The 13,338-nt window shown below is 53.2% G+C and carries 10 protein-coding genes; 6 read left to right on the top strand and 4 right to left on the bottom strand.

The genetic code is table 11. The features are described from left to right. Positions 1 to 65: 65 nt before the first annotated feature. On the bottom strand, positions 66 to 1,640 hold the full coding sequence (locus ACYU87_RS01095; RefSeq protein WP_461132172.1) for a M81 family metallopeptidase: 1,575 nt from the start codon (positions 1,638 to 1,640) through the stop codon (positions 66 to 68). A gap of 185 nt (positions 1,641 to 1,825) precedes the next feature. On the opposite strand from ACYU87_RS01095, the gene ACYU87_RS01090 reads away from it, so the two are divergent. From ACYU87_RS01090 to ACYU87_RS01075, 4 genes are all read left to right on the top strand, one after another. Then, positions 1,826 to 2,509 (top strand): response regulator, encoded by a 684-nt coding sequence (locus ACYU87_RS01090; RefSeq protein ID WP_461132171.1) that lies wholly within the window; start codon positions 1,826 to 1,828, stop codon positions 2,507 to 2,509. Then, on the top strand, positions 2,506 to 3,882 hold the full coding sequence (locus ACYU87_RS01085) for a sensor histidine kinase (RefSeq protein ID WP_461132170.1): 1,377 nt from the start codon (positions 2,506 to 2,508) through the stop codon (positions 3,880 to 3,882). The genes ACYU87_RS01090 and ACYU87_RS01085 overlap by 4 nt, the downstream gene beginning before the upstream one ends. Before the next feature lie 75 nt (positions 3,883 to 3,957). Further along, complete coding sequence (locus ACYU87_RS01080) at positions 3,958 to 4,908, top strand: hypothetical protein (protein WP_461132169.1); 951 nt, start codon at positions 3,958 to 3,960, stop codon at positions 4,906 to 4,908. A 47-nt stretch (positions 4,909 to 4,955) separates the two neighbouring features. Continuing rightward, complete coding sequence (locus ACYU87_RS01075; RefSeq protein ID WP_461132168.1) at positions 4,956 to 6,137, top strand: endonuclease/exonuclease/phosphatase family protein; 1,182 nt, start codon at positions 4,956 to 4,958, stop codon at positions 6,135 to 6,137. A gap of 26 nt (positions 6,138 to 6,163) precedes the next feature. Here ACYU87_RS01075 and ACYU87_RS01070 read toward each other — a convergent pair whose 3' ends face one another. From ACYU87_RS01070 to topA, 3 genes are all read right to left on the bottom strand, one after another. After that, positions 6,164 to 6,871 carry an SIR2 family NAD-dependent protein deacylase gene (locus ACYU87_RS01070; RefSeq protein ID WP_461132167.1) on the bottom strand — a complete coding sequence of 236 codons (708 nt, stop codon included), beginning with the start codon at positions 6,869 to 6,871 and terminating at the stop codon, positions 6,164 to 6,166. Between the two features lie 87 nt (positions 6,872 to 6,958). Beyond that, the gene (locus ACYU87_RS01065) at positions 6,959 to 9,271 is read right to left on the bottom strand and encodes a beta-N-acetylhexosaminidase (RefSeq protein WP_461132166.1); all 2,313 of its coding nucleotides are present in this window, start codon (positions 9,269 to 9,271) and stop codon (positions 6,959 to 6,961) included. Positions 9,272 to 9,444: 173 nt separating this feature from the next. Next, positions 9,445 to 12,123, bottom strand: a complete 2,679-nt coding sequence (gene topA, locus ACYU87_RS01060) for a type I DNA topoisomerase (protein ID WP_461132165.1) — start codon at positions 12,121 to 12,123, stop codon at positions 9,445 to 9,447. A gap of 717 nt (positions 12,124 to 12,840) precedes the next feature. Here topA and ACYU87_RS01055 point away from each other — a divergent pair. Next, the gene (locus ACYU87_RS01055; protein ID WP_461132164.1) at positions 12,841 to 13,041 is read left to right on the top strand and encodes a hypothetical protein; all 201 of its coding nucleotides are present in this window, start codon (positions 12,841 to 12,843) and stop codon (positions 13,039 to 13,041) included. Then, positions 13,038 to 13,304 (top strand): hypothetical protein, encoded by a 267-nt coding sequence (locus tag ACYU87_RS01050; protein WP_461132163.1) that lies wholly within the window; start codon positions 13,038 to 13,040, stop codon positions 13,302 to 13,304. The genes ACYU87_RS01055 and ACYU87_RS01050 overlap by 4 nt, the downstream gene beginning before the upstream one ends. Positions 13,305 to 13,338 lie beyond the last annotated feature (34 nt).

The following is a 13,338-nucleotide window of genomic DNA, read 5'->3' as shown; positions in this document are numbered from 1 at the left end:
AGGTATGGGCATTCTTGAGTTCAACTGACGGACCAGCTTTCGGGTAGAGACAACCGCCCGGCGGATTATTTCGCTGCACCGGATACGGGAACGAACTGGGCCGAGAGGTCGGGTTGTTTCATGGTGGTATCAAACGGGAACATGGGCCGTTTGATCCGCTTGTAGGGCAGCCGGGCCAGGTCCTGATTAACCCCCCCGGGCGTCAGGGCCATGATCCAGTCGGCCTGCATGGCGTACAGTTCGGGTTCCAGGTAGCCAATTTTCACGACTACGATGTCGGATTTTCGCGGGGCAAGATTCAGTCGGGTAAAATCGATTTCCTTGTGGTAAGGTTTGCGCTTTTGCGTGACAATGACATGTACGCTACCCACCTTTACCACCACTTCTACTTCAGCATCTTTGTCGCCTTTCACGATTGACTCCACCGTACCCTTCAGCTTGACCGGTGGGGCAAACCGGGCATCGACGCGGGCACCCGCCACACCCTCGACCGAGCCACCAACGCCAGCTGCCATCGCTTTTTTGACCAGTTCCGGGTCGGGAATGGACGCATAGATCAACGAGGGGCCATCCGCCCGCTGAAACTCCGGCCGAGCCAGAATCTGGGTCAACGTCCAGGTAACATCCCCCGCACCTCCGGCGGTTGGGTTATCGCCCGTATCGCTGATAAAAAAGGGATGTTTCTGGCTCGCCAGGGCATTCGCCAGGCATTTTTCCAGCGTGCCGGTAGGCGCCACAAAACCAAACTGGTTTCTGACATTCCAGAAAGCAAGGGCTAGCTTCTCCGCTGCCTGGCCCACTTTGGTCTTGTCCTCGCCCGTTACCATTACAACCGCGTGGTTGCGGGGCTCGTCGGCCCAGGCGTAGCCAATCCAGATGGCCGCGTCGATAATGCCGTTGCCATGATCAGCAATGGGTTCTACGTTGCTGTACAGGCTTTTGCCCGGCTCGATCCGGGTACTTGTTTTTTCGCCCGGCAACAGAATGGGTACGGGAATCCAGGCTTTGTAGGCCGGTTTGCCTTTTCCGGTTTTAAGGCGCTCCAGCAGGTTGACGACCGCCCGTTCCTTGGTTTGCATGGCATCTTCGTGAGGGGCCATGCGGTAACAGGTAATCAGATCGGAGTTCTGCGCCAGCCGCCACGATACATTCCCGTGTAAATCCATGGAGGTAGAGACAAGGGTTTTGTAGCCAATGACGTTTCGGATACGGGTCAGAAAATCGCCTTCCGGATCGTCCAGCCCGACCACACTCATGGCCCCGTGTATGTCAAAATACAGCCCATCGTAAGGGCCATATTTTCGGAGTGAATCCAGCGTTTTGTTAACCAGCGACTCATACGCTTCCCGGGTCACGGCCCCTCCCGGCAGCGATTTCCCTACGATGGCCGGTAGCCAGATGGCCTGTTTCCGGAGGGGAGCCACGGGCATCATGAACGGGTAGGCGTTAAACACTTCAGGACCGTATCGGGCATGAAAAGCTTCCTCGTTCGTTACGGCGGGAGAAAACGTGCTGGACTCAATGCCGAGTCCGGCTATGGCAATTCGGGGTAAGCCAGCGGTTTTCGGTGTTGTTGATTGGGCAAATCCAACGCCGACAAGCAGTATACCCACAGCGAGCCCCCAAAAAATGTGTTTCATGTCTACAAGTTTATGACGTTCGTGCGTCGCCGGGCTATGTTTTTTTAAGGTGGATGGGTAACCGTAGCCCGGCGACGCACGAGCGTCATAAAGTTAAATCATTCGATAGAGTCGGCAAGCATTATGGCCCAAAAAGTCCATCTATTGGATTAATTCCATACATTCGACTGTAGAAACGGAGTGCCATGAGAATTCTAATTGTTGAAGATGAAGTAAAAACGGTTCAAAGTATTAAGCAGGGACTGGAGGAACATCAATGGGATGTGGATGTTGCCTATGACGGAGCAATGGGTTTTCAACTGGCTGTCCGGTCGTCTTACGCCCTGATCATAACCGACATCATTCTGCCCGGCATGAATGGTCTTGAGCTCTGCCAGAAACTGCGGGACGCCAACGTATCGACGCCGATTTTGATGCTCACGGCCCTCGGGACAACCGAAGATAAAATTATCGGATTGGATGCGGGCGCGGATGATTACCTGATTAAACCGTTCGAGTTTCGGGAGCTGATGGCGCGGGTCAGGGCCCTCACCCGTCGGAATAACAGCGTCACTCAGTCCGCTAATTTGCTGAAAATTGCTGATCTGGAATTAAATCCGGACACGAAGCAGGTGGTGCGGGCCGGTAAAGAAATTGCGCTGACGGCCAAGGAGTTTCAGCTGCTCGAATACTTCCTGCGCCACCAGGGGCGGGTCATCTCCAAGGTCGAACTGGCCGAAAAACTATGGGATCTGACCTTTGACACCGGCACCAACGTGATTGAGGTGTATATAAATTTCCTGCGGAAAAAGATTGACAAAGACTTTGAGCCCAAATTGCTGCATACGCAGATTGGCATGGGCTATGTCGTAAAGGTAGTGTCGTCATGATAAACATCCGAACCCGGCTCACGTACCAATTCGTTCTCCTCGTTACCCTGGTTCTGTTGCTCTTCTCGCTTGGGGTTTACTTCTTCAGCCGGCTTTACCTCGAAAAACGGTTCTACAAACGCCTTCAGGACCGGGCCATTACGACCACGACGCTCCTGTTTGATTTGCAACAGACCGACAGCACCGTACTGCGACTCATTGACGCGGCCGGTAAAGAACCGCTGCTCAACGAGAATATTTCGGTCTATAATGAAAAAACAAAGCAGGTACTCTTCTCGACCAATCCGGCCAACGCCCAGTTTCATGAGCAGTTTATCCCGCAACTGAAGTCAACTACCCAGACCTGGTACCAGCACAAAAATGAGTACCAGATTGTGGCCATCCATTTGGCAAGTGGGGGGAACTGGGTGATTGTAAGCGGAATAGACCAGGCGGGTCGGGAAGCGCTGGATGACCTGAGAAAAATACTGATTGTGATGATGCTGGTCGCTATCCTGTTGCTGGGTATGTCGGGCTGGCTTTTCGCCGACCGGGCGCTGGCTCCGATGTCGGGTATAATTCAGCAGGTCAACGCTATTTTTCCGGCCAACGTGGAGAAACGGGTCGAGCACCCGAATCGGGCCGACGAAATCGGGCAGCTGGTTACCACCTTCAATCAGCTACTCGACCGCATCGAGCAGGCCCTGAACACGCAGAAAATGTTTATCGCCAATGTATCGCATGAGTTAAAAAACCCACTGACCAAGATTAATTCGCAGATTGATGTGGCCCTCATTCAGAAACGCAGCCCGGAAATTTACGAGCGAACGCTTCAATCGCTACAGGAAGATACCCGGACACTGTCGCACCTGACCAACGCGTTGCTGGAACTGGCCAACACTGCGGTTCAGTCGAATACCCTGCTGACAGAACCGGTACGGATGGATGAGTTGCTGTGGGAAACGAAAACGCAGTTGCAGAAATGGCAGGAGGAATACCAGATTCAACTCGATTTTGCCGACTTCCCCGATGACGAGGAGGCCCTGATTACTCAGGGAAACCGGCCTTCATTGCAAGTATTACTCATGAATCTGATCGACAACGCCTGTAAATTTTCGCCGACAAAAACGGCTGTTGTAACCTTTCGATCCAGCCGGGGGAAGATAACCCTAACCGTTTTTAACGAAGGCGCCCAGATCCGGCCAACCGATTTGCCTCATATTTTTCAGCCTTTCTTCCGGAGTAATTCAACGGCTCAGTCGAGTAAAGGCCATGGCGTCGGGCTGGCCATTGTCGCTCAGGTAACTCAACTGCACAAGGGCGATATTACGGTACAATCAACGCCCGACGGTACCACTTTTACGCTGACCCTTCCCAGTATCGCTCCATTTTAAGGTAGATTTAAGGTCAGCTTAAGTCGTGCTTAAGTTCCGTGTCGTTGCTTTGTACTGTATCGATCATTCGAGCCAATGGAAGCAACCGTAGCAAACGACAAGCAAGGTGTACTAAATATAACGGTGGGTGCCCTGGTAGGTATTCTGGCCCTATTAGCCTATCTGTTTCTGGGCTCTCGAAACGAAACGCTGGAAGTGCAGAAGTTGCTGACGGCCAAAGTAGAACAGTTTGCTGCTACGCAAATCAAGCTCGATTCCATCGCTAATGTACTGGACGCCAAGATTACGGAGGTGCGTCGGCTTGGCGGCAACGTTGCCGAGCTGGAGCGGATCAAGCAGCAACTGATCACCGACAAGAAGCGGCTCAAGTATGACCTGAGCTTTTCGATGCAGCAGTATAGTCTGAAAATCAGGGACTACCAGAATTTCCTGGCTCAAAATGACGCGCGCGTCCAGCGGCTTAAAGTTGAAAACGGTTCATTGCTCAGCCAGACCCGTGCGCTCGAAGAGGAAAAGGAAAGTATTCTCAGTGAGAACACCGGCCTGAAATACGAACGGGCAGCCTTAACCAAAGCCGTTGATGATTACTCGCTTAAAAATGCCGATCTGACGACTAAAGTGACGCTGGCTTCGGCCATGAAAGCCATCAATGTTGAGGTTATGGCGGTTGCCGACAACGGCAAAGAGCGCCGGGGAGGTACCTACAAAGCGTCGCGCATTGATCGGTTAAAAATAGACTTTACGATGCTGGCCAACCCGTTGGCTTCGGCTACAGGCAAAGAAGTGTACGTGCGTATACTGGACGCGAACGGCGCGGTCGTGAGCGAAAGCGGCACGGGTGGCGTCATGCTTTTTGAGGGCCATGAGCTTGGCTACAGTACCCGTCAGACGGTGCCGTTCGATGGCGCTGACCAGCGGGTCGATGTCCTGTTTCGGCGGGATGCTCCCTACAAACCAGGTACGTATACCGTCGAATTGTATACGGAAGGTTTCCGAATGGGCGATGGCCGTTTCGTCGTCAAGTAAACCGGGCTGCTTGGGCCGTCCGTGTCGTTATCCTCAATTGCTACACTATGTCAACAGGTATAAAACTAATCGGGCATCTTTCATTTATTCTGCAGCCCCTGCTAAAGACGCTGCACGAGGAGGGACGTCGCTTCATCAACAAATACCGACAGTTTCCAACGGCCTATACCGCCCTCATTTACCTCTTTCTGTCGATGGCCTTTTGTTATTACCCAATCGTAAACCACTGGCTGCCCGGCTTCATTATGATGAGCTTACCCCTGGCCATGCCCTGCGGGCTGGCGGCCTGCATTTATCTGTTTTACAAGCAACAGAAAATGATCGCTGCGGCTGGTATCATCTGGGTGCTGTTCTCGTTTGTGGTCGTAAAAAGGCTGGTGGGTACGCAGGATGGTTATAAAGATTTAAGCCAGACGCAGACCCTGAACGTATTGAGTTTCAACAGTGAAACCTTTCCGACCAGTGGGGAGAATAGATTGGATGCATCGCTGCTGAAGGCTGATATTGCCTGTTTTCAGGAGTACTCCCCAAACGCCCAGATCGAGCATCAGTACACCGATAAACTGCAAAAGCTGACCTGCTTCGATAAAAACCGGGAAATAGGACTGGCGCTGTTTTCCAGATACCCGATCGTGAATCAGTATAGCCGGATCTGGGACCGGGAAAAAGCGCCGAACATCAACGGGTTTCTGTGCGCCGACATTGCCTACGGAACTGATACGATTCGGGTCGTCAACGTGCATTTGTGGTCGATGGGAGTACGGACCAACCAGGCTGTAGACGCCTTGAAAACGGGCCATGTGGGTCGCTTTGCGCTCGAACTACTCGATACGTTTCAGCGGATGAAAGAAGGTTTTGAGCACCGGAACGAACAGCTTCGGGAGGTTGAATCCTACGTAGCCGGTAGCCGGTATCCGGTCATTATCTGTGGCGATTTCAATGAAACACCCATTAGCTACTCGTACGGAAAGCTTAGCCAGAACTTCCGGAATGCCTTCGAAGAAGCTGGCCAGGGGCTCGGGTTTACCCTCAACCGGCATCCGTACTGTGTGCGTATAGACCAGCAGTTTTTCAGCGCCGACTGGCACATTAAAACCTGCCAGACGTTATCGGGCATTTCTTTTTCCGACCATTTTCCGGTGTTGGCGCAGTACGTGCTGAAAAAGTCACTGACCGTACCTGCCGATGTACTGGCGCAGAACCAGCCAATCCACCACACGGCCCACTGACATCGGGCTGTGCGTATCACAGGGCATCAGTCTTGGTCTGCTTCAGCCAGCAGTTTGTCGGCCAGTTGTGTCAGCCCGATTGTGGCGGGTTCGGCAATGAACGTAACGTTTTTCGTTTTATGCATGTCGGGGATAGTTGGGTCCACTACATACACCGGAACTCCATCCCGAACCACATAAACCAGCCCGGCCGCCGGATACACGTTCAGGGAAGTACCTACAACAATGAAAATATCTGCCTGATCGGCTATTTCCAGGGCGATGTCCATCATCGGAACGGCTTCGCCAAACCACACGATATGGGGTCTCAACGGGGATCCTTTCGCACAAACAGCACCCGTTTCTATTTCCCAGCCCTCGATATCGTAAACTAGTGACTCGTCAACCGTCGAGCGGGATTTGAACAGCTCGCCATGCAGGTGAATAACCGTTGATGAACCCGCCTTTTCGTGCAGATTATCAACGTTCTGCGTAATGACGGTCACATCGAATTTCTCCTCCAGCGTCACGAGCGCCCGGTGCCCCGCATTCGGCTGAACGCTCAGAGCCTGTTTGCGTCTCTGATTATAAAAATCCTGTACCAGCGTTGGGTTCCGTTTCCAGGCTTCGGGGGTAGCCACATCTTCGATACGGTGGTTTTCCCAAAGGCCATCCGACGCCCGAAAGGTGGGAATGCCGCTCTCCGCACTGATGCCTGCCCCGGAAAGAACGACGATTTTTTTGCGAGTTTTCATAAAGGCTAAGATACGTTGTAAAGGGGTGCCTAAGTAACGCGGTGATGCGGCATTCCGACATCTTGCCTGCGTTACTCAGGCCCTGCGTCACTCGACGACAATTTCGTCGGTGGCGAGCCAGGTCTTGGCGCCTGCATCGGGGTGGCCGGGCGGGCAGACGCCCGCGTTCCTGGCCCGAATCCGGATGTAACGTGCCCGTGCTGTTTTAAAGTCGGCCACGACGGGCACCATATCCCAGGGACCATTCAGGTCGTACGTAACGGGCTGGACGATCGCTTCTTTAAACTCATTACCATCTTTTGAGAGCGCAATGTCGACGGAGGCAGGGGGGAATCCCTTCTCCAGAATAACCTTCAGAAAGTTAAGGGACACTTTCGTTACGCTCGTTACCTCGCCAAGATCAACCGTTAGGTCCAGATCGGACCCCGAGAAATTTACCCATTCGCGACGGCTGCGGGGGGTATCGCCCCGAACGCCATCTGTTAGCTTCGTCAGTTTAGGGTCGCTGTCCTGGTCCGGCGCCAGAGCATAAGTGTAAGGCTTGTTTTTGCCTTTGTGCAGTGTAAAGGTCTGGGTAAGACGCCCGCCCGTCTGGGAATCTCCAGTCCGGGACCCTCCGGTCTGGGTAATTGCGCGGATGGTTGTCGTTTTGGTGAGGGTAATGGGTCCGATATAGGCTGTGCTGCGCTCGTCTGGTTCTTTGCCATTCAGCGTGTAAAAAATCTGGCTGTCGGTGTCGAGTTTCTTCAGGACCACCTGAACCTGCCCCTGGTCGTTGGGCTGCGTGCTGGCCGTTATATCGAACAACCGTTTGGCGTAGTTGACGCCGGTAAGTTTGGGCAAATGGTTTTTAAGCCGCTGGGCGAAATCCTCGAAGTTGTGCGGACCCGCCTGCATCCAGCCAATTTCGGCCAAGGCAATGGCCCGCGGAAACGCCATGTACTCCACCGACTCGGGGTTGGTTATATACTCCGTCCAGATGTTGCCCTGCACGCCCAGAATAAACTTCTGCTCGGCGGCTGACAGCTCCATCGGCATGGGTTCGTAGCTATAGACTTTATCCAGGGGCAGGTAGCCGCCAATAGCAAGCGGCTCCGTAGCCGGATTGCCTTGATAATGATCGAGGTAGCAGAACCCGCCGGGTGTCATCACGACGGTATGTTTCTGCTTGGCCGCGGCAATTCCGCCCTCTGTACCGCGCCAGCTCATAACGGTTGCATTCGGTGCCAGACCACCTTCCAGAATCTCGTCCCAGCCGATAATCGAACGACCTTTGCTGTTCAGGAATTTTTCCATGCGCCGAACGAAATAGCTTTGCAACTCATGTTCGTCTTTCAAGTTATTTTTCTTCATCAACTCCTGGCAGAACGCGCTGTTTTTCCAGGCCGTTTTCGGGCATTCGTCGCCCCCGATGTGAATGTACTTGCCGGGAAAGAGCGCGATTACTTCGGTCAGCACATCCTGAAGAAAGCCAAACGTTTTCTCCGACGGGCAGAACACATCGTCCGAAACCCCCCATTTCGTGTAGACCTGATAGCCTTTGGCGGGGTCGCAGCCCAATTCCGGATAAGACGCCAAAGCCGCCTGGGCATGCCCCGGCATTTCAATTTCGGGAATGATCGTCACAAACCGGGTCTGGGCGTAGCGGACGACATCGCTGATTTCGGCCTGGGTATAAAAACCGCTTACGGGCTTCCCATCGAATTGCTGGGGGTAGTTCTGGTAATACTGACCCACAATCGACTCGGCTCGTTTGCTGCCGATCTGGGTGAGTTTAGGGTACTTTTTAATCTCAATCCGCCAGCCCTGATCGTCGGTCAGGTGCCAGTGAAAGGTATTCTGTTTGTGCATCGCCATCAGGTCGATAAACTTCTTGACGAAGGCTACCGGCATAAAGTGGCGACCCACGTCGAGCATCAGACCCCGATAACCGAAGCGTGGTTTATCGGTGATGGCACAGGCTGGCAGGCTCGCCGTGGCGGCTGGTCCGGCGGGTACCAACTGCCGCAGGGTCTGGGCGGCATAAAACAGGCCTTTTGGGGTAGCGGCTTCGGCCAGTACTTTGCCGGGTGCCACGGTCAGCTTATAGCCTTCGTCGCCCAAGTTCAGCTTCTTGTTCAGTGAGAAGAAAATATGCGCTCCTTTGGCCAGGGCCGGACTGGTTGATGCGACCCCGAGCGACAGGCCATTGGCGGCTTTAAGCTGGCTAGCGAACGTTTGTGCCACCGCCCGGACCGCAGCATCCGTTGCCGGAGCCACTACCACCCGCGTGCTGGCCGACACGCTGAATTGGCCGTTCTGACCGGAGAATCGCGCCGGGAACGGAATTAAATTGTATTGATTGTCAGATTGGGCAAGTACGGTGCTGGATACTAAAAGGCAAAAAAGAAGGTACTTCATGCGGTCAAAAGCAACGATGCGTTGGTTAAGCTGGCAAATTAGTGATGATTTTATGGAAATGGGCTAAAAACAAAAACCTTCCGGTGAAGAAGGCTATTCCGGGGCTTATCCCACGATCGGGCAGCAACAGGGCAACAAAAAACCCGAAACGAGTATGTTTCGGGTTTACGCATTTATTTTTTCGTTGTTGATTTTTTAGCGGTCGTTGCTTTGGCCGTAGCCGCCGGTTTCTTGGCTTTCGGTTCGGTTGCCTTCGCCTTGGCGGGTGCTTTAGCCGCGGCTTTCTTCGCGGGCGCCTTGGCGGCTGCCGGATCATCGCCGGCCAGCTTCAGGCAATCATCCAGCGTCAGGGTAGCGGGGTCAACCTCTTTGGGGATCTTGACGTTACGCTTGCCGACGGCCAGGTAGGGTCCGTACTGACCATTGACAACCTTTATGGCCGGATTTTCCGGAAACTCTTTGATGTATTTGTTGGCTTCCACAACGCGCTTCGCCTGGATCAGTTCGATGGCCCGTTCGAGCGTCAGACCAGCCAGGGATTCATTCCGGGGCAGCGAGATATACTTCTCATCAAACTTCACGTAAGGGCCAAAACGGCCTTTGCCCGTGCTCACGATCTTGCCCTCAAACTCGCCCAGGGCTTCGCTGATGGCTTCGGCCCGCTTCTGCTGAATGAGTTCAATGGTCCGGTTCACATCAATCGTATACGGATCGTCTTCCCGGGTCAGCGATACATATTTGTCGTCATGCTTCACGTAAGGGCCAAACTTGCCGATAGCAATGACCATCGGCTTATCTTCAAAGAAGCCCACTTCGCGGGGAAGAGTGAAGAGGTTCAGGGCTTCGTCCAGGGTAACCGTTTCAATCAACTGACCATCACGCAGGTTGGCGTAGCGGGGCTTCTCGTCGTCGCTGGCTTCGCCGATCTGAACATAGGCTCCGTATTTACCCAATCGTGCCGAAACGGGTTTTCCGCTGGCTGGATCAGCGCCCAGTACCCGCTCGCCCGTTTTGAACGACACGCCCGATGATCCCTGAATTTCTTCGATGTTCTTGTGGAAATCACCGTAAAATCCCTGCAACATCGTTTGCCAGTTCATGCGGCCATCGGCAATCTCATCGAAATCTTTTTCGACCGTAGCCGTAAACTTGTAATCGACAATGTCGGGAAAGTATTCCAGCAGGAAATCGCTCACAACAACGCCCGTGTTGGTGGGGAATAGCTTGGCTTTCTCCGAGCCGTACGTCTCTTTTCCGCTGGTTTCGCTGATCTGGTTTTGCTGGAGCGTGTACTCGATGTACTTACGTTCCATACCGGGTTTGTCCTGCTTGGTCACGTAACCCCGGTTGATGATCGTGGAAATAGTCGGGGCGTAGGTCGACGGACGGCCAATACCCATTTCTTCAAGTTTCTTCACCAGCGAGGCTTCGGCGTATCGGGGCTGCGGCCGGGTGAATTTTTCGGTCGCCTTCATCTGGCCCAGGTTCAGCGTTTGCCCAATGGAAAGCGGAGGGAGCATGCCTTTAGCGTCTTCGTCGTCCTCATCGTCTTTCGATTCGAGGTACACCCGCAGAAATCCGTCAAACTTAATCACCTCACCCTGAGCGACTAACTCGCTGGGGAAACTACGGTTTTCGCTTTTGGGTGTTTCGGCGAACGGACTATCATCTACATGGGTCTGAACGGTGGCCGTTGCGCCATTCGCAAACCGGATGCTGATTGTTACCGTCGTGCGTTCCAGTTGCGCATCGGCCATTTGTGAGGCAATGGCCCGTTTCCAGATCAGTTCATACAGGCGTTTCTGGTCGCGGTCGCCACCGGCGTTCCGATCATTGAAGTTGGTCGGCCGGATGGCTTCGTGGGCTTCCTGGGCGGATTCGTTCTTGGTCTTGAACTGCCGGGTCTGGATGTATTTTTCACCGAACTCCGAGCCAATTTCGGCCACGGCCTTCTCAATGGCCTCCTGCGAGAGGTTTGTTGAGTCGGTACGCATGTACGAGATCTTACCGGCTTCGTACAGGTTCTGGGCGATCCGCATGGTCCGATCCACCGGATAACTCAGTTTTCTGGACGATTCCTGCTGGAGCGTTGACGTTGTAAAAGGCGGAGCCGGGGTTTTTTTGGCCGGACGCGTCTCCAGGTTTTTGATGGTGAAGGTAGCACCAATGCAGGCTTCCAGAAAACGGCGGGCTTCGTCGGCCGTCGCAAAGTTCTTGGCCAGTTCGGCGTTCAGGACTTTGTTGCCGTCGACAATAAACTGCGAAGTAACCTTGAACGACGATTTTGCCGAGTGTTTGTCGATTTCCCGTTCCCGCTCAACGACCAGTCGCAGGGCAACGGACTGCACCCGGCCCGCCGACAGGCCCGTGCTGCCCCCTTTGATCTTGCGCCAAAGCACGGGCGACAGTTCGTATCCCACCAGTCGGTCCAGTACTCGCCGGGCCTGCTGGGCATTTACCAAATCGACGTCAATGGTGCGGGGCGATTTGATGGCGTTCAGGATGGCGTTCTTCGTGATCTCCCGGAATACAATGCGTTTCGTATTATCGCGCAGCCCGAGCGCTTCTTTCAGGTGCCAGGAAATGGCTTCCCCCTCCCGGTCATCATCCGTCGCCAGCCATACTTCTTCTGCCGACTTGGCCAGTGTTTTTAATTCACTAACGAGTTTCTTTTTATCGGGCGAAATTTCGTAAGACGGCCGAAAGCCATTCGTCACATCGACGGCCAACCCATCTTTGGGTAAATCGCGAACGTGACCGAAACTGGACTTCACCGTAAAGTCTTTTCCAAGATAGCCTTCAATGGTTTTCGCCTTCGCCGGCGACTCCACTATGACTAAGTTTTTCGACATAATCGATATTTAGATTGAAACTGTCTCCGCTGCCATTTACCACGAATCAGGCCAAATATAGACGCAAAAGCACTGACTTATGCAAGACAGACTATCGGCGACAACATAAAACTGGAGGATGGTCGGGTTACCAGAGCGGTTATGTATAGGTAACAACACGTACTCGGTTACAGTTCGGAGCTTGGCGGTAAAAGTCTTGTAGATAAGCTAGTAAAGCGTGTTTTTGGGCAATTATGAGTATTCTTCCGACTGGCAGGAGCGCCCTGACCGGACCCCTGGTCATTGTCCGTATTTTTTTGGCTAAACTCAAATAGATTCACCCGTTCTGGCAGTGCTGTCGGCTGATTTACATCAGGTAAGACAGTTCGTTTAATGACCTTGAACCACACCACTGACTATTCATCTGGATAGGTTGTCGGTCGTATTGTATGCCCGCGCGCTACGGCTTCGTCTGCTGCTGCATAATGAGGGAATGACCCGATCGGGGAGAAACGGGTACTTGTTCAATCTTGTGGTCAAATAGAAGCCGCGAACCTTTCCGGGCCAGGTCGCAACCGGTCAACCAGCTAGTTGAATCACCCGGCTTTGAGAAACCTCGCCTGTCAGGTTTACGAATCGCCCCAGCGACCCGGCTGACGCCACAGATCCTATTTCAGTAATAATTTTTTTTGAAACAATAAGTGGCTTATAATCAGGGAATTGTTTCCTTATGTCTCCATGAAAAAACGAATACTATTCGGCCTGGTTGCTACAAATCGCCATGTTTCTGAAAAAAGTTTGCTTCAGGTTAAAGTAAACGGCAACCTTTCTCCGTCATCCTTACCAAAGGCCCAGACAAGCGAAGCGGCTACTGGTAGTTACCGCCAGGTTGCAACTGAAGAGAGGCCTTTGCAAACTAGTAAAATTGACACAACATGAACATCATCTGGAGAATTGCTGGCGTAGCGCTGGTAGCCGGGCTGGTACTGTTTCTGGTATCGCTCATTGTGAAAGTACTGCTGGTGGCACTGGGCGTGGCCCTGGTCATTCGGGTAGCGGGTGCCCGTTTGCTGGGGGGCCGGGTAGCTGGCCGCTTCGGGCGCAACGAATGGCAGTCAGCATCAATCATTTCCATCGACGATCCGGCCTATCATTCGCCCATGAGTGTGGGACGTGGAGAACGGATCATTCCAATCAATTAAGCTGGACAAATAACAAACAACGCGTAAACACAAG

Source organism: Spirosoma lituiforme, assembly GCF_054776635.1.
The sequence above is the reverse complement of the archived record's forward strand: the minus strand, read 5'-3'. Positions and strand labels throughout refer to the sequence as shown.

Excerpts from the sequence above, each read along its gene's own strand:
- ACYU87_RS01095 (WP_461132172.1), bottom strand. The coding sequence starts at position 1,640 with ATGAAACACATTTTTTGGGGGCTCGCTGTGGGTATACTGCTTGTCGGC.
- ACYU87_RS01090 (WP_461132171.1), top strand. The coding sequence starts at position 1,826 with ATGAGAATTCTAATTGTTGAAGATGAAGTAAAAACGGTTCAAAGTATT.
- ACYU87_RS01085 (WP_461132170.1), top strand. The coding sequence starts at position 2,506 with ATGATAAACATCCGAACCCGGCTCACGTACCAATTCGTTCTCCTCGTT.
- ACYU87_RS01080 (WP_461132169.1), top strand. The coding sequence starts at position 3,958 with ATGGAAGCAACCGTAGCAAACGACAAGCAAGGTGTACTAAATATAACG.
- ACYU87_RS01075 (WP_461132168.1), top strand. The coding sequence starts at position 4,956 with ATGTCAACAGGTATAAAACTAATCGGGCATCTTTCATTTATTCTGCAG.
- ACYU87_RS01070 (WP_461132167.1), bottom strand. The coding sequence starts at position 6,871 with ATGAAAACTCGCAAAAAAATCGTCGTTCTTTCCGGGGCAGGCATCAGT.
- ACYU87_RS01065 (WP_461132166.1), bottom strand. The coding sequence starts at position 9,271 with ATGAAGTACCTTCTTTTTTGCCTTTTAGTATCCAGCACCGTACTTGCC.
- topA (WP_461132165.1), bottom strand. The coding sequence starts at position 12,123 with ATGTCGAAAAACTTAGTCATAGTGGAGTCGCCGGCGAAGGCGAAAACC.
- ACYU87_RS01055 (WP_461132164.1), top strand. The coding sequence starts at position 12,841 with ATGAAAAAACGAATACTATTCGGCCTGGTTGCTACAAATCGCCATGTT.
- ACYU87_RS01050 (WP_461132163.1), top strand. The coding sequence starts at position 13,038 with ATGAACATCATCTGGAGAATTGCTGGCGTAGCGCTGGTAGCCGGGCTG.